At 42.4% G+C, this 17,280-nt stretch carries 12 protein-coding genes, 1 tRNA gene and 1 pseudogene; 2 read left to right on the top strand and 12 right to left on the bottom strand.

Annotation, left to right across the window (positions count from 1 at the left end; translation table 11 throughout):
* Nucleotides 1–43 precede the first annotated feature (43 nt).
* From ACZ42W_RS09005 to ACZ42W_RS08995, 3 genes are all read right to left on the bottom strand, one after another.
* Nucleotides 44–736, bottom strand: coding sequence for a hypothetical protein (locus tag ACZ42W_RS09005; RefSeq protein WP_464170101.1), 693 nt, complete (start codon nt 734–736; stop codon nt 44–46).
* Nucleotides 737–1,127: 391 nt separating this feature from the next.
* A complete protein-coding gene (locus ACZ42W_RS09000) occupies nt 1,128–1,739 on the bottom strand; it encodes a hypothetical protein (RefSeq protein WP_464170099.1) in 612 nt (203 codons plus the stop codon).
* A gap of 488 nt (nt 1,740–2,227) precedes the next feature.
* On the bottom strand, nt 2,228–2,881 hold the full coding sequence (locus ACZ42W_RS08995) for a hypothetical protein (RefSeq protein WP_464170097.1): 654 nt from the start codon (nt 2,879–2,881) through the stop codon (nt 2,228–2,230).
* A 944-nt stretch (nt 2,882–3,825) separates the two neighbouring features.
* Between ACZ42W_RS08995 and ACZ42W_RS08990 the strand changes: the two genes are divergently transcribed.
* Together ACZ42W_RS08990 and ACZ42W_RS08985 are read left to right on the top strand one after the other, a co-directional pair.
* Nucleotides 3,826–6,951 (top strand): cell wall-binding repeat-containing protein, encoded by a 3,126-nt coding sequence (locus ACZ42W_RS08990; protein WP_464170095.1) that lies wholly within the window; start codon nt 3,826–3,828, stop codon nt 6,949–6,951.
* A 381-nt stretch (nt 6,952–7,332) separates the two neighbouring features.
* Entirely contained in the window at nt 7,333–8,289 is a 957-nt protein-coding gene (locus tag ACZ42W_RS08985; protein WP_464170093.1) for a tyrosine-type recombinase/integrase, read from the top strand.
* Between the two features lie 124 nt (nt 8,290–8,413).
* Here ACZ42W_RS08985 and ACZ42W_RS08980 read toward each other — a convergent pair.
* From ACZ42W_RS08980 to ftsW, 9 genes and pseudogenes are all read right to left on the bottom strand, one after another.
* Nucleotides 8,414–8,490, bottom strand: a tRNA-Pro gene (locus ACZ42W_RS08980).
* A gap of 69 nt (nt 8,491–8,559) precedes the next feature.
* The gene (locus ACZ42W_RS08975) at nt 8,560–9,006 is read right to left on the bottom strand and encodes an ACT domain-containing protein (protein WP_464170091.1); all 447 of its coding nucleotides are present in this window, start codon (nt 9,004–9,006) and stop codon (nt 8,560–8,562) included.
* A gap of 163 nt (nt 9,007–9,169) precedes the next feature.
* Nucleotides 9,170–10,654 carry a stage IV sporulation protein A gene (gene spoIVA / locus ACZ42W_RS08970; protein WP_464170089.1) on the bottom strand — a complete coding sequence of 495 codons (1,485 nt, stop codon included), beginning with the start codon at nt 10,652–10,654 and terminating at the stop codon, nt 9,170–9,172.
* Nucleotides 10,655–10,991: 337 nt separating this feature from the next.
* Nucleotides 10,992–12,032 (bottom strand): NAD(P)H-dependent glycerol-3-phosphate dehydrogenase, encoded by a 1,041-nt coding sequence (locus ACZ42W_RS08965; protein WP_464170087.1) that lies wholly within the window; start codon nt 12,030–12,032, stop codon nt 10,992–10,994.
* A 17-nt stretch (nt 12,033–12,049) separates the two neighbouring features.
* Nucleotides 12,050–12,637 (bottom strand): glycerol-3-phosphate 1-O-acyltransferase PlsY, encoded by a 588-nt coding sequence (plsY, locus tag ACZ42W_RS08960; RefSeq protein WP_464170085.1) that lies wholly within the window; start codon nt 12,635–12,637, stop codon nt 12,050–12,052.
* A 3-nt stretch (nt 12,638–12,640) separates the two neighbouring features.
* On the bottom strand, nt 12,641–13,966 hold the full coding sequence (der, locus tag ACZ42W_RS08955; RefSeq protein WP_464170083.1) for a ribosome biogenesis GTPase Der: 1,326 nt from the start codon (nt 13,964–13,966) through the stop codon (nt 12,641–12,643).
* Nucleotides 13,959–15,233, bottom strand: coding sequence for a DUF512 domain-containing protein (locus ACZ42W_RS08950; protein WP_464170926.1), 1,275 nt, complete (start codon nt 15,231–15,233; stop codon nt 13,959–13,961). The genes der and ACZ42W_RS08950 overlap by 8 nt, the downstream gene beginning before the upstream one ends.
* Before the next feature lie 85 nt (nt 15,234–15,318).
* Nucleotides 15,319–15,972 (bottom strand): hypothetical protein, encoded by a 654-nt coding sequence (locus ACZ42W_RS08945; protein ID WP_464170081.1) that lies wholly within the window; start codon nt 15,970–15,972, stop codon nt 15,319–15,321.
* A gap of 33 nt (nt 15,973–16,005) precedes the next feature.
* A pseudogene (gene ftsW / locus ACZ42W_RS08940) lies at nt 16,006–17,194 on the bottom strand (putative lipid II flippase FtsW).
* Nucleotides 17,195–17,280 lie beyond the last annotated feature (86 nt).

The following is a 17,280-nucleotide window of genomic DNA, read 5'->3' as shown; positions in this document are numbered from 1 at the left end:
ATATTATTTTCATCATGTTCCTGCCCTCCATCAATATCTAAAGCTATATATCATGGTATATAAGTTCAGTGGAGTTTGACTCGTTGTAGAGTTGAAACCTAAATGTGTCCCAATACCAGTGTGCATTAAATATATCCTTGGTAACGGAACCATTCGTTAATGGTACCTTTATTGCCTTGTCTATGTTTAATATATGTCGGTTACCAAAAGTCTTGTAAGTTTCATCAAATTCGAGAGAATCTGTATTAAAGAGGCTCTTTAAAGAATCAGGTAAACCCATCCTAACTTTAAAAACACTTACATCTTTGCCATAATCCGTTAATGCTAGTTTCACGTGTACAATGGCTTCATTCCTATTCATGTCTTCTTGAATTGTGATGCTCGTATCCTTTAAATCAATGGATTTAAGATCATCTTTTAACCCCGAAAGGTAAGCTCCCTTAATCAAATCCAAGGGGGCTCTCATGATCGGCTGTACGAGTATGATTACAACAAGAAATATCAAAATCTTGCTCCTCTTGGCAAACCATTCGACCTTAGACAACCCTATAACTCCACTAAAAAGCATTACTAGCGGAATTACGCCGGATAAATAAAGGGCTGAATACTCAAATCTTATTGGCTTAATTAAATATTGGATTGTCGAATAAGAATCACGCGGAAGCTTGTAGGTTAGCAATACTGCTAAGAATATGATACCTAAAGATCCCAGCAGTCCTTTGTAATTTTTACTCATAAAGAATCCTCCTCAAACCCGCCCACGCACTTAAAATGGTTACTTTATATCCTATTCAACGATTGCAACCAATTACCTTTTAACTTTGGGGATTCGATAGGTCATTTAAAAATAGAGAGGCGAATTTTCGTCTCTCTTACCTGTGTTTGCAGCATTGTAACCGACACGGGTGTCAACTTAACTGATTGCAATTCCTGTTCAATTGGATGAGGTTCTATTGTCATTCTCTATTAGGTCAATTATGAGGTTTAGTTTTTTTACAATTTCCCTGTCGTATTTTTGTTTTCTTCCAACATATATAAAGAAGTATATAATTCCACAGAAAAGTATTGTGAAGATAAGAAAGACACTACTTGGGCAATTAAGGTGAAGTCGAATCCGATTGGATTTACTAAATCCCCTCCCTAATTTTGTTACTTGCAGTATCCGCTATATCATTGTTCCTATTTAAATCAAAATGAGCTATTTCTTCATTTCCGTGAATTACAACTAAAGTAACATCCAGAGCGTTATCTTTAAGTTCGTTCAATTTTTCTTTTAGAGGAGTTAGTGGTGCTACGCCTGGGTTTTCTTCGTTTACACCTAATAAATAGTAAATACAGAATGTCGATTCTTCATTAGGTTTAAGTATTGAGTGAGACGAACCACCGCCCCCATATCCTAGCCCTGACCCTTCATATGAAGTAGGATTATATATGTTAAACCCCATAATTTCTTTAGACTTTGCTTCTAATTTTTCATTGGGTTCAATTGTTACCCTTAATCCTTTTTCCCCAACTACTTTTTTCCCTACATTCTTGAGTACAAACTCATAATACAACGCTGTCGGTACAAGCTTCTGTCCCTTTTTGTCACCGAATGGTATGCCTATTGAAACCGTCTTACTTTTGTCGTTAACAATACTAACACTTGAATTTTTAAGTTCTATGGAATGTTTAGGCGAGGAGGTAGGTAAAAGGATGAGGACTAAAATTAAGCCTAAAAACATAATAAATCGTTTCATTCAAAACCCTCCGCTATTGTTTATACAATAAGGTGAATTCTAAAGATATTGCGTTGATGAAATCATTATTCAATATGCAATCGAGATAAGTTCCATTCCGTTAAGTGCTGTACACAATGCAGCAACATAAGAAAAATACACAGTAAGGAACATGTTAATTCAACATGAATTTCCCAATTACGCCTAACGCAAATAGTACAAACCAACATGCAAAGAATAATACTAATGCCTTCTCGACTAAACTAATTCTTAATTTAGAACGGCAATAGGGGCAAAAAATAGCCGACTTTGCCACTTCATTTGAACACGATGGACAGTACATTATCTTTTTATCCATAAACCTACCCCTCACTCATCCCCCATGCTTTGAGAATTGATACACATTAACCCTTTCGATAGTGCAGATACAAAAAGAATTAAAACCGAAGAAATAATAAAAGGCTAAATCAATTTCTTCATCGATGATTCACCTCATTGATAGCAGTTAATCATAACGGAAACGGGAATGGTTTTCCTAACGAATCATTATGCTTATAATCCATAAAATCTTGGGGAGTTATCTCAAATTCGCGCTCCTCACCGCTTTCCAAATGCTTAACTATGACTTTAATACCATCTTGAAAGTTTTGAATCGGAAAGTCCCGACCTCTTATGGAAAAATCGATTTCTTGCCTATTCTCCGTATCTTGCGTACCAATGCCACTACTATAGCTTATTCCCTTTGAATCTTTGACCATAATGCTTACATGCTCTCTAAAGTAATCAAAGTATTCACTTGACTCATCGAAACGTGGTGTATATAGGCACTTACCAAAAAGAGCCACTTGATTATGCTTGCCATCGATTTCATAGGGGATGCTGTATAAATAGATCATTCTTAAGTAAGGCCTCACAAGGATTTCCGGAAGTTTCGATACCAAATTATATTTAAATTCACTTATCGTATAATCAGGCCTCTCACGCTTAAAGTTATAAAACACAATACTGTCTAGATTGAGAGTTAGATCATCAAAAACAACGGTCTGATTGAGTTTTGCTTCTTTCGCTTCTACGGTATGTTGAGTTATGAAATAACCGGTTACCGCTATCCAGATTGTAACTAAAACCGCTATGACTTTTAGGACTCTTTTCAAGCCTACCATCCTCTTCTCCTAAAGAGCTTAGAGACCCCCATCCCTTGCTAGGCAACAGGTCGATTATTTGTTACTTCGTTATGACGGACCAATTTACCTGTTTTTTACTTTAGTAGCCCAGTAAGGGCTAAATCATCTTTATCCTTTCAGTAATCGTATAAATTCGTTAAACCATCGTTGATTGATTCCAAGAAAACTCGCAATAAAGAATGACACATCATGCTTTATGTAGATGTGTCAATTTGACTCTCATATTTATTACCTCAGGATTCTTAAAACTCTTGGTGGTTCCGTCGGGTATAGTGAATTAATCCGATCAACAATCACATTAGCCCCCATCCCTCATCCCTTTATTGCCAACGTATTCAAGGCTATAACCCCTGCTAATCCACCCTTACACTCAAAATGACATGATTCTTTACATTAAATATAAAAATAAAGACTCGCTTAGTAATGCAGAGTTAAAATATGATACCACTAAACCCTTTTTTACAGAGAAGATTGGGGGAATCGATTTCAATGTGTTCGAAGTCACTATTAGTGTTAATGGAGTTAAACTGACTCAAAAATACTACGCTACAATTAAGAAGAACTACGCTATTGAAATAATTACAATGACCTTTGACAAGTCTCCTAAAGAAGAAACCCAGGAAGTTCAACAGATCTTAAATCGTATAAAAGTTAATCCATGTAACTAAGGTCGGAGAAACCCGATTTTTTCCTCAATAGAAAATTTGATAACAATTCAAGGTTTCCGATTAGAAAAGCAGGTTAGTATGATCAATAAACTAACCTGCTTTATCCTTTGTTGGTTCAATTTTATTAGAAACTACGTCTTGCACTGTCCCCAAAAAGAATTAAATCCAAATATTGTCCATTGCTACATAGAAGCATTGCTATATATACTTTCTTATATAAGGTAGTCTATATGCCCCATAAGGAGGGATTCTCGATTGAAAAAACCAAGTTTAATCTTTGTGTTATTATTAATAATAACCCTAATGCTTTCGCAGATGCCAGCAGTTTATGCTGCAACAAGCACAACTAGCGTCATTCCCTTGGATTTTCACCCTGTCCATTCTGCTCTAAGTCCGGACAAACCCGTTCTTTATCTGGTGGATTCCGATCATCAAAAGCTTCATGCCGTCAACACTATAACTAAGGAAATCCAGAGCATATCCTTAGCTGAAAAGCCTAGAAAGGTTGTTTTATCAAATAATCAGTTATACGTTTCCTTGTCCAAAAGCATCGTGGCTTTTAATCCGGATACGTTAGAGAAAATGGATGAATATACGTTCTCTCAAGCCTTCGGTGATTTTGAGGTTGAAGGAGATAATATTTATTTAGGTCCAATCGAACGTTATTGGCCACTTGCCTATTCCATAGCTCAAAGAAAATACACCTTAGCATGGTATTCTAATATTGGGGGGACCTATTCTAGCTATCATCAAATATTACTGCACCCTAAGTTAAACCGTGTCTACCTTTATAATGACACCTATGTGGGTCACAATGACATTGAGCAAGAGTATACTTCCGTCGCACAGGTCACCTCCGATCGGTATATTAGTGTTTCACACTACAAAATTTCATTTATCAAGGCTTCTCCCGATGGCCAATACTTGATGGATGATCACGGACAAGTTTGGGACTATGATTTAAACCCCGTTAAATTCTTATTCCAAGACTTCAGCGATATTGCCTTTAATCCCAGCAATAATAACTTCTATGGTTCTAAAAAATCGAGTAATACGATTCTTATCTATGCCTACGACTACAACAATCCTTTAGCCTATCGCACCTTCAAGCAAACTGCCTACCGTCAAGCTTTGGGTGAAGTCCTGCAGTTACACTACCAGAACAATAACCTCTTAGCCATAACCAAGACGGGCTCGGGCAGTTATCAACTCGAAACCATACCTGTCCCGACCGCTTCAGAACCCCAACCCAATTACCCGGATATGCCTTATTTACCCGTGAACTTTACGCCAAAAGATTTAGTTTTTGATCCCGTTAAACCGATTGCTTATATGACAAACCCTTCAGAGAAAAAGGTTTACGCCTATAACTATGACACTCAGCAGATAACCTCTCTTACGGTTGAGGACACCCCAGAAAGACTAACCTTTGCAAACAACAAACTTTATGTGAGTCTAGTAAAGATCCCGTTTTTTAGTTGGAGAGAAGAAAAAGCCGGTCCCCCTGGGTCTATTTTGGTCATTGACCCTCAATCTATGACTGCCTTGGATAAAATTCCACTCCAAGAAAACCCTCATGAATTTACAGTCGACGATCAGGGTTTCATTTACGTTATCGTCGGTACGCCTAAGGGTTACTTAAGCAGTTACTCTGAGGCAACCAAGCAGCGTGTTGATAGTATCTCACTCGATAGCGCACAACCACTGACACTCGTTTATAGCCCAACCAACAAAACCCTCTACTCTGGGGGTGGAGGTGCCTTTAGTTTAACCGTTGATCAAGGAAAATTCGGTACGAAGACCACGTTGCTATGGTATATTGTCTCAAATAACGCAGTCTCTCCGGATGGCAAGTTCATCTTTGGCGAAAAAGATATCGTTGATAGCTCAAATGGTCAACGCATCGAATTAGGCAATGTGATGGTTAGAAATGTAGCGTTTGATCCGGCCCATAACCGATATTTCATGCAGCTCGATGATTCCCGTGTCGGTATCTACGATTACAACGCACTGGTCGATTCCAAGCAAGTTAAGAAAGTGGGCCTCATTGCTGCAAATGATCCAATCAAGTATATTAGCTACCAAAACAATCGTTTTATCGATTTAAGTCTTAACTCGGTCAATGACCAACGTCTCCCCGATACAGTTTATTTTAAAAACCAGCACTACCTAGAGGCGGTTGATTTAGCCTCTCAAGATGCATTAGTGGGTACGGACGCAAGTCCCGAAATGAACTCAACGAGTGCGACGGTAACAACCCCTATCGTCACTGCATTTAACTCCTTTGTACTCGATGGGAGTAACCTTTCAAATATTACCCTAAAGGATTCAGCAAACAATAGCATCAGCGTTGTCGCTCAAACGGTAAACAATATCGTCGTAGCGGTTCCTCAGAGTGAACTTAAATATAATACAACCTACACCTTAACTGTTCCATCAGGCGCAGTTCAAAGTTATACTGGAAAACCCAATAGTGCCTATACAACAACCTTTAGAACGGATCAAGAATTTACACGCTTAGGTGGACTCGATCGGTATGAAACCAGTGCACAAATCGCAGCGAAGGGTTGGGACAAATCAGATTATGCCGTCATCGCCAATGGTGAGAACTTCCCAGATGCCCTCAGTGCAGCGCCCTTAGCTAAAAAGCACAATGCCCCCATCCTCTTAACTCAGTCGGATAGCCTACCTCCTTCTATCGACGCTCAAATTACAAGACTTGGAGTTAAAAACGTCTTCCTTGTTGGCGGATCTGGAGTGGTTTCACCTCAAATTCAAACAACTTTAGAAAATCGAGGGATTAAAATTACACGTCTTTGGGGCTCTGACCGTTATGAAACGGCCAAGGCTGTAGCAGATGCTTTAGATCCCAGTGAAACGATCTTTTTGGTCTCAGGCGAAAATTTCCCCGATGCATTATCGATTGCTTCTTACGCAGCAACGATGCAGATCCCAATCTTTTTGACGCCAAAAGATAGCCTCCCACCCAGTGTCCTTGAGTACCAAAAAGAAAATCTTGTAAAAGGAACTTATATTGTGGGTGGCGAAGGCGTGGTTAGCCCTACGGTCTCAAAACAGTCACTCGGCTATGTCGATCGTATTTCCGGAATTGATCGTTACCAAACTAATTTTGCTGTACTTGAGAAGTTTAACTTCGATTACTCTACTGTTGTTTTTGCAAATGCCGAAGCGTTCCCGGATGCTTTATCCGCTTCAGCTCTTGCTGCACTCGGTCAGCATCCTATCCTTTTACTGTCACCTTACGCGAGCCAGGACTATATGGATACCCTTCATTACAACAAAGATATGATGAAACTGAAGTATGTAACGGGTGGAACAGGTGTTATACCCGATTCTCTAATGGACAAAATCTTTAAATAGCTTTAACGATTTCAATCTGATTAACAAAGGAGGGCCGTTCGGCTCTCCTTTATTCATCGCACATGACACCTACATAAGCCTTTCATACTGGAATTCTTTTAAAACATCCCTGGGTCCCATCCTCTAACTTTTCTTTGGTGTGGAATACTGGGATCCTAGAATTCAATCAAGTGATTACCTATCGTCTGATGACACTTGAAAATGATAATGCCGGCAACTGCCGGCTCTTTTGTTTAGTAAAGAAAAATCACCATAGAGACGTCCGATCCAACCTTTTCCGCATCCCTAGGAACGTTCAGCGGGCAGCCGCACGCTCCTTAGATTTACCTAACCCCACTTTCTCAAGCTAACCTTACTTTTGAAAACGGGCTTAGAACTTGGATGGATAACTACAAAAAGGTGGAAATCGAAATTACGACCTGGGAAAATTATTACCGCACCATCAATAAGAACATTATTCCAGCCCTTGGTGCATTGACCCTCAAGGAACTCTCCACCGACCACATCCAACGCTATTACAGAACGATGACAGAGGCAGGCCGGGCACCGGCAACAGTGAGACGCAACCATCAAATTATTCATTCTTGCCTAGATCAAGCTAAGAAGAATAACCTGATCAGCAATAATCCAGCTGCCGAAGTGACCTTACCGAAATTAAAGGACAAAGAAGCACGTGCCATGAGCATGGAAGAAATGGAGAAATTCCTAAGCCTGCTCTTAGTCGCCAGAATAGGGCCCACCATCATAGGTCCAAAATGGAGAGCTGCCTTCTTAACCCTCTTGGGAACTGGACTTAGGGAAGGCGAAATACTCGCCTTAAAATGGGACAATATTAACCTCCGCAATCACACAATTACAATCAAGGAAGCCTTGGCCCGAACCAGAAACGGGCTAATCTTCAAAACCCCCAAAACAAGAAAATCAAAGCGCACCATCCCCTTACCGATGGATGTCGCAGTTGCCTTGAGGTTCCACAGAATTCATCAACGCCGAGAAATACAAATTGCCATCCAGGATTTCAAAGACCTAAACCTAGTCTTTTGTACAAGCCTAGGAACTCCAATCCATCCAAGAAATTTTACCCGAAAGTTTGAAGCACTCCGTGAACGAGCCGGTTTATCCACCGAAATCAATCTGCACGCACTAAGACACACCTACGCCACACGGCTCCTTGAGCGAGGCGAAAGCCTGAAAACAGTACAAGAATTACTTGGACACGAGGATATCTCAACAACCGGAAACACCTACGCTCACGTTATGCCAGAAATAAAAAAGCAAGCCGCACAGAATTTGAATGGCTTGCTAACAAGAAAAAAAGCCTCTCCGAAGAGAGACTAACAGCGCATACTGCATTACATGAATTACATTACATGAGTATTTCCAATTGCATTACAAAATGCATTACATAAGGTTTTTTACTGGTTTTTAACTATCACGAAAAGGCTGAAAGCCTTGAAAATACTGGTCGGAGCGACATGATTTGAACATGCGACCTCTACCACCCCAAGGTAGCGCTCTACCAAGCTGAGCCACGCCCCGAATGAAATATCCCAGATTTAAGGGACTTTTATAAAATACCATACCTGATAAGAAAATGCAAGACTGAATTTAATTCTGTCCTACGACCTCAATCTTGCGAACTCCTTTGATTTCTCCCAGGCCTGCTAGGAGATTCTCTGGGGTATCCACCATACCAGCGTTTTCTATGGAGATAGAGACATTGGCAATCCCTTGTAAAGGAATTCCTTGATTGATCGTTAGGATATTCGCGCGAAAGCTTGCGATCGTATTCAAGACATTCGAAAGGACTCCTGCGATATTCTCAAGGGTTAAAGAAATCGTAATAATCTTTTCTTTACTCGCCTCGTAGAAGGGAAAAACCCCATCTTTGTATTTGTAATAAGCACTGCGGCTAATCCCGACGCGTTCCACGGCATCATTCACCGTGTAGACATCTCCTTTTGCGAGGAGCTCTTTCGCCTGAGCTGTTTTGAGGATTGCTTCAGGTAGGATATCTTTACTTACAATTAAAAAATCTTTGTTTCGAGTTATCACATGCTTCGCCCCTATATCTATCTGCTTATTAAATATCCAGAATAATTATAAACAAATGTCCATTGAGAAGCAACATTAAAAAATAACATAAAACGAATATAAGGAAAAAAGCATGGTCATAAAGTTATCTGAAAAAAGGGTTCCTTTCGGAACCCTCTTTGCTTTAAATTATGATGCAGATTAAACCACCATTTCCGTCATTAACAATTCGTTGCAGGGTATCTTGAAGCTTATGCTGCGCATTTTCTGGCATTTTGTAAAGTTTATTTTGTACTCCCTCGCGAACCAAATCATGAAGGGATTTGCCAAAGATATTGGATTCCCAGACTTTCTTAGGATCGGATTCGAATTCATCGAGAATATAGCGCACCAGATCTTCAGCTTGCTTCTCTGTTCCGATGAGTGGCGTGATTTCAGTGGTGACATCAGCGCGTAAGATATGCAAGGAGGGCGCACTGGCTTTAAGCTTAATGCCATAATGTCCTCCCGACTTGACGAGTTCAGGCTCTTCCAAGAACATCTCATCAAGATGTGGAGTCACTACACCATAGCCATTGATTCGTACTTCTTCGATGGCCGGAGCAAGTTTATCCCACTCTCTCTTAGCCTTACTGTAATCTAGCACTAATCTCATTAAGGTGTGCTCACCTTCAACGGTTACACCGGTTAACTCTTCAAGAACCACCTTAAAGAGCCCATCGATCGCGGTCATCTCGATATCCGCAACCCCGGTTCCTAAATTCATCTGCTTGAGGAGAACATCCTGAGCGTTCGGGCATTCACCTAGTTTATCCAAGGCGAGATCGATATCCCGTATCCGATGAATTCCCTCGATGGATTGGCGAACAGCATCTTCAAAGCTCGCCCGAACGGGATGGCTGGACTCAAGTTCCTCGACCCATTTTGGAATCTCGATATTCACTTCAGCCACTGGGAACTCATAGAGAACTTCCTCAAGGATTTGAGTGATATCCTCTGGAGTCATTTCGAGGCAATCGACTGGAATTACAGGAACGTTATACTTTTCCTCTAAGGAACGACAGAGCTCCATTGTGTGTTCAGCGTATGGGCGGGTGGTATTGAGTACAACAACATAGGGTTTGCCCAGTTGTTTTAACTCATCAATAACCCGCTCTTCAGAATCTAAATAGGCTTCTCTAGGAATGTCCGTGATTGAACCATCAGTGGTGATCACAATTCCAATAGTTGAATGATCGGTAATCACTTTACGCGTACCAATCTCAGCGGCTTCTTGGAACGGGATGGGATCCTCACTCCAGGAAGTCCTAACCATCCGGGGTTCTTCGCCATCTTCTGATTCATACCCAATGGCACCTTCGACTGCATAACCTACACAATCCACCAACCGAACTTTCATTTGGATACTATCCTTGACCATGATTTCCACTGCTTCTGATGGAATAAACTTCGGCTCAGTCGTCGTGATTTGTCTACCTGAGCCACTTTGAGGAAGTTCATCATTCGCCCGCTCCCGCTCAAAAACATCCATGATATTGGGCAGGACCAGGAGGTCCATGAAGCGTTTGATAAAGGTGGACTTCCCAGTGCGGACTGGCCCAACGATTCCGAGGTAGATATCGCCCCCTGTACGCTCTGCGATATCTTTAAAAATGTCCACTTTTTCCACAAAAATTCCCTCCCTTTTTGAGTGCTGTCCCAAAACCGGGGAAGGGCCCCACCTTATCCCCCTTCCACCTCCTAGTGGCAAGATGATGGATACCGGATAACTGGACTAGCACGTTACGCAGTATAAGTATATTTGTCGGCTTGGGCAATTATGCCAAATAAAATTTTGCCCGTTGAAAAATTTAGCTTTTCGACCCTTTCCAATGCATCCATGAAACTAAACCCAATCCTTTACATTGCTATGAATACCTTGATCAAGATATGCCACTTCAGCATAAAAAAATAAGCCGCAAGGAATTTTTCCTACGGCTTACAACCCATTCTATTCATTTCAGTATTTATCGAGTGGACTTATGCATTGACTTACTTTCTAAAGCGATCTGAGCTACTTCCTCAAGCTCATGTTTTTTACCTCGCATCATCAGGGCTGATACGCCAACTTTGGGATCTGCTCCCTCAAACAAAACAAGATACGCCTGCTCTGTTATCGGCATGGAAATTCCCAGAAGCCGACTTAGTTCGTAGGCTACGCGTGTGGTCCGTACCCCTTCCACTACCATACCGACCTCTTTAAGCACTTGGTCGAGTGGTTTACCCTGCCCTAAAGCTACACCTGCTCTTCGATTACGACTATGCTGACTGGTACAGGTAACAATCAAATCACCCACGCCTGCTAAGCCCGCAAAGGTTAGGGCATTCCCTCCCATAGCCACACCCAAACGTGCAATCTCAGCTAATCCACGCGTCATGAGTGCTGCTTTGGTATTATCTCCAAAACCCAATCCTTCCGCAATTCCAGTACAGAGTGCAATTACATTCTTTAAAGCCCCACCGAGTTCAACCCCAACTTCATCAGGATTCGTATACACTCGGAATTTCGGCGTCATCATTAAATCTTGCACTTTTTCAGCGGCCTCTAAATCCTCTGAGGCAACGACGACCGTCGTCGGCATATCCCTACCCACTTCTTCAGCATGGCTCGGTCCCGATAACACTACGATAGGATAACCTGGAAGCTCTTCTGTTAATACCTCAGATAAACGTCGATGGGTTCCTTCTTCAAGTCCTTTGGCTGTATTCACAAGAATTGTTCCTGGCTTGAGGTATTGTCTTATCTGTTGCGCAGCCGTCCGAACACCGTGTGAGGGGACACTAAGAATAACCATTTCGGAATCAAGTTGTTTGAGCTCTGTACTCGGCTCAACTGTCTGAGGTAAAACCACACCTGGTAAATACCTTAGATTCTCCCGACGTTCATGCATGAGCTGCATTTCTTCGAGATTTCGTCCGAGCAACGGCACCTGATGACCTGCTTTACCCATCGAAACGGCTAGAGCAGTGCCCCAACTTCCTGCTCCATAAACAGTAATTTTAGCCAATTCATCTTCCTCCCCTCTTATTTACTCTTTCCAAATCGGCTTTCAGTTCCATTTAAGACACGTTGAAAATTTGTACGATGGCGAAGGAGGACAACGCTACAGGCGATCACCCCAAAAACTTTATAGGCGAGTGGTTCCTGAAAAAGAAATACACAAATCCCAACAGACAAAGCCCCAATAACCGACCCCATCGATACATAACGGGTGAAAAACACAACGACTACGAACAACGTAGCAGCAACGAGGGTAACCTCGGGCATAAGAATAAGAATGATGCCAAAGCCTGACGCGACTCCTTTGCCACTGGGCTTGAAACCAAAGAAGGGATTCCAACTATGCCCTGCCATGGCCAACAAGCCACCGATAATGCCACCCCAAGGACCGAAGATAAGATGCCCGAGCCAAGCCGCCAGAGCACCTTTTAACGCATCTCCTAAGAGAACCAGAATACCAAGTTTTGCACCGAGTAAACGAAAGGCATTTGTCGTTCCGATATTTCCGCTTCCATGTTTGCGGACATCTATCCCTTTATAGCGTCCGGCCAAATAGGCAAAGGGGATAGCCCCAAGCAAGTAAGCGATAATGAATATCGCATAGCTCCCCATCTTTTACTCCCTCTCTTCATCTTTTTGTCGGACAACCATCCGGATGGGTGACCCTTCAAAGCCAAAGCTTTTACGCACTTGGTTTTCTAAATATCGGCGGTAGGAAAAATGCATCAGTTCATGATCATTCACAAAGAAGACAAATGTCGGTGGCTTTACCCCTACCTGAGTCGCATAGAGAATCTTTAAACGATGCCCCCGATCACTTGGTGGTGGATTTAGATGCACCCATTCCTTCACTAGAGTATTCAGGGTTGCCGTAGCCACCCGAGTGGAATTCTGCTCCGCAACGAAATCTACGAGATCAAGAAGCTTAGAGACACGTTGTCCTGTCTTAGCTGAGATAAATAGGGTCGGAGCATACTGCATAAAGCCGAGTTCTACACGAATATCCTTCTCGAACTTATTCATCGTCTTTTCATCTTTTTCAACTAAATCCCATTTATTAACGACAAGAACGATTCCCTTTCCTGCTTCATGGGCATACCCTGCAATTTTTTTATCCTGCTCTGTGACCCCTTCGGTGGAATCAATCAGCATGAGGATGACATCAGAGCGATCCACTGCTCTCAAGGAGCGGGATACACTGTACTGCTCTGTCAGTTCATCGATGCGGCCTTTTCTCCTCATCCCCGCCGTATCAATCAGGATATAATGTTTTCCATCATGCTTAAACGAAGAATCAATGGCATCCCGAGTGGTTCCAGGAATATTACTAACAATCACCCGATCCTCACCCAACATGGAGTTTACTAAAGAGGATTTTCCTACATTCGGTCGCCCAATCACTGAGATTCGAATGGTATCTGGATCGATTTCCTCCTCCTCTTCATCTGGAAAATTAGAGACGACTTGATCGAGTAAATCTCCAACATTCATCCCATGTGTCGCCGAAATCGGGATAGGCTCACCAAATCCTAAGGAATAGAATTCATAAAGCTCTGCTTTCGTAAAATCCTCTACCTTATTTGCAGCTAAAATTATCGGCTTTCCAGAGCGCCTTAGAGTCTGAGCAATCATCTCATCATCAGGAGTTAAGGCGATTTGAGCATCAATAACAAAGAGAATAACATCCGCCTCTTCGATGGCAATCTCAGCCTGGCGACGCATCTGCGCTGGGATCGGGGTATTCTCATTCTTGAACTCAATTCCCCCGGTGTCGATTACCGTGAACTTACGTCCAAGCCATTCTGAATCTCGATATAAGCGATCCCGTGTGACTCCGGGTCGGTTCTCAACGATAGCCACAAGCCCTCCTGCTAAACGATTAAACAGGGTAGACTTTCCAACATTTGGCCTTCCAACAATAGCAACTATTGGTTTACTCACAATATTCACCCTCCAAATCCAATCCGGTAACAGCTTCTAAAAAGGATGTACCCTGGTTCTCGACCACTAAGGGAATCCCCTGAATCTGTTCCGCTAACCAATCGACACTTCGATCATCTAAAAATATCTCTTCATCCGCTTTGAGCATGACACGAGGGATAAGAAAGAGCTCCCCCTGAACATCTTTGATTTGACGTGCAATATCTTGAGCTGTCAACAAGCCTGCCACAGTTACCGTCGGACCAAAAAATTCATTCTCAATCATGTGAACGGCAATCGATAATCCTCGAACTTTCTCTAATTGCTGTGTTAATTTCTCGAAAAAGGGCCTAGCCGAAGTTCCAGTAATGAGGTGAACCCGTCGTTCCGGTATACCCTCTGGAATTCGTGTAAGCGCACTCTCAAATTCTTCTCTGAACTTACTTGCCATCCCAACCCCATTCTCAAGCTGTGGGAAATCATCGTAGCTTTGAACCTGAGGGAAATCCCAACCGGCGACTGCATAGAATTCATCCGAGAAGTAGACTAGATTTCTACCCGTTTTATCGAAGAACTCTTTTTGCCATTTGTGGCCTTGTTCTAAGATCCCCTGGGCTTCTGCCGATGTGAACGAACGTAAATCAGGCAGATTTTCTCGATACTTAGTCAGCCCTACAGGGACAACAGCAATCGATTGAACGGAAGGATAGAGATTCCCCAGCTCTCTGACCGTCTGAGCAAGAACCTCCCCATCATTATATCCTGGAACAAGTACAATCTGGGAGTGAATGAGAATTCCCGCCTCGGCAAGTTGCTTCATGCGTAGGGCCAGATCACCTGCTTTGGGATTTTTCATCATACGTACTCTGGTCTCGGCATCCCAAGCATGTACAGATATGTATAACGGACTAAGATGGTATCTTAAGATTCTTTCAAATTCTTCATCATCCAGGTTCGAGAGGGTGATAAAACTTCCCTGTGTTAAGGAAAGGCGGTAATCATCATCCTTATCATAAAGTGTCTCTCTCAAACCTTCAGGCATCTGAGCTACGAAACAAAATACGCAGTTATTCTTACATAGTTTAAGTCCATGAGAACTTACAGCTTGTACCTCTAAGCCCAATGCTTCACCAGGTGAGCGTTCTATTTCGATCTCCCAAAGTTCACCGTCTTCCTTCTCAATAAGAAGGGTGAACTCTTCCTCTGCAGTCTGATATTGAAAATCAATAATATCTGTTAAATCTTGACCATTAACGGCTAAGACACGATCCCCACGAGTTATTTCCATTTCTTCTGCGATGCTACCTTCAATTACAGCCGCAACGACTAAGCCTTTTGGCAAACTGTTTCATCCTCTCTTTGTTCTCACCCTTCTAGGTAAGCGTGGATTCATGCTCTTCAAGAGAATTTATATCTTTAGCTATAGATTCCCTCGGAAGGATGATAGGTACGGGGCATCGGGACTTCGCTTGTTTTACTTGGTAATAGTTTCGAACGTGCTTCAATACAACAAGACCAACGAGGGCTGTAATGCTAAAATGCCATAGGAACGGATCAGGCAAATCGTAATGCCTTACAATCCCGTCAAATAAGAAAACAGAGAAACCTAAATTCAAGAGGATTCCACCCGACATGCCCAAGGCCATGCCCCATAGACTTTGAGCACTGAAGGAAGCAATACACATGAGAAGAAAAGCAAAAACCCATTGATCATAGGCAAAAATTCCTGGTTCATTAATTAAGAATAAATCTTGCCCCAATAAGGTAAGACCTGTCATAAGCATGGGGAATACCTTACGTTCTGGAGTCCGTTTCCAGGCAATCCACGAAAAACATAAAAGGACGAATAGGCGTGAGAAGTGCCAATGCCAAGCCTGTGGGAGGATCAATGCATTCTCGAGAATCCAACCCACTATCCACGCGAAGGGCAGAATTCTAAGACTTGGATCACAATTTAACGTGCGCCACTCCACGAAGGCTAATATTCCAATAGTGAAAACTAACCAGTCTCCCAAGGGAAAAGCCAAATGTATCGCCTCCTGCGTACCTGACTTTCCCTATTATTCCCGTAAAATTCGTCCTTCAATCGGCCACGGTTGCACCAGAACGAATCTGAGGTATATCAATCTGTGAATAGCGCGATATATTCAGCAAGATTCCGATTTCTACCAAGGTAATGACAAGTGAGCTTCCGCCATAGGACACTAAGGGTAACGTAATCCCTGTCACCGGCATCACACCTGTAACCACCGCCAGATTCATTGCTGTTTGTGTAGCAAGCGACATCGTAATTCCAAAAGCCATCAAACGTCCAAAACGATCAGGGCAATTTTGAGAGATATAAAACCCTCTCGCATAGAAAAAGAAAAATAAGCTAATCAATAGCAACGTACCCAAAAAGCCTAATTCCTCACCAATCAGTGCAAAGATCATGTCAGTATAGGCCTCAGGCAAAAAGCCAAACTTTTGCAAACTTCGTCCCAAGCCTATTCCGAAAAGTCCTCCCGATCCGAATGCAATTTCAGCGTTCGTAATCTGATATCCCATCCCACTCGCGTACTTCCATGGGTCAAGCCAGACGAGAATTCGATCCCATTGATAAGAAGTTCTATGAATTAGATAAACGAGCGGAATTCCCAAACTTGGAATAGCAATCAGAAACCAACGCGTTGGGATTTCAGTCTGCCAAAGCAAAGCGGCCGCTGTGAAAACGAGAACCATCGTGGTCCCCAGATCAGGCTGCTTATAGACCAACCCCAGGATTGGGATGAGGACTATCGCAGGAATCACCAGATCCTTAATACGTTTTACTGGATATCGATCAAGAAAATTAGCTAAAAAGAGAACTAAGGAGATCTTAGCAATTTCCGAGGGCTGGACATTTACTGGGCCAATCTTAATCCAACGTGAGGATCCGTTGACTTCCATTCCCTTGTCCGTAACGAGAACGGCAAGTAACAGTATTAGAGTAATTCCGATGCCTATCCCCGCGAAGCGTCTCAAGAAAGCATAGGGGATACGAGTAACTACAAGGGCAACGCCCCCGCCAAATAGGGCCCATCTCATCTGCTTTAAAACATAAAAGAAGGAATCCTGAGTCTCATTAAAGCCACGGACTGAACCGGCCGTGAGAACCATAACCAGCCCATAAGCAAGAATAGCAAGTATAGAAATTAATAAGTAATAGTCAACTCCATGCAGTGGTTTAGGCAACTTTCCAAGGAAAGAGCGTTTTCGTTGTTTTGGCACTGCTTATCCCTCGCTTTATGTTCCGTACATAAAAAGTATTAACGTATTATTCTATGGACAGCAAATGACTTCCTGCATACATGCAA

Source organism: Desulfitobacterium elongatum (genome assembly GCF_055378975.1).
Note: the sequence above shows the minus strand (reverse complement) of the source record. Positions and strands in the feature narration are given on the sequence as shown.

Excerpts from the sequence above, each read along its gene's own strand:
- ACZ42W_RS09005 (WP_464170101.1), bottom strand. The coding sequence starts at position 736 with ATGAGTAAAAATTACAAAGGACTGCTGGGATCTTTAGGTATCATATTC.
- plsY (WP_464170085.1), bottom strand. The coding sequence starts at position 12,637 with ATGGGGAGCTATGCGATATTCATTATCGCTTACTTGCTTGGGGCTATC.
- ACZ42W_RS08950 (WP_464170926.1), bottom strand. The coding sequence starts at position 15,233 with ATGGAAATAACTCGTGGGGATCGTGTCTTAGCCGTTAATGGTCAAGAT.
- ACZ42W_RS08995 (WP_464170097.1), bottom strand. The coding sequence starts at position 2,881 with ATGGTAGGCTTGAAAAGAGTCCTAAAAGTCATAGCGGTTTTAGTTACA.
- ACZ42W_RS08985 (WP_464170093.1), top strand. The coding sequence starts at position 7,333 with ATGGATAACTACAAAAAGGTGGAAATCGAAATTACGACCTGGGAAAAT.
- ACZ42W_RS09000 (WP_464170099.1), bottom strand. The coding sequence starts at position 1,739 with ATGAAACGATTTATTATGTTTTTAGGCTTAATTTTAGTCCTCATCCTT.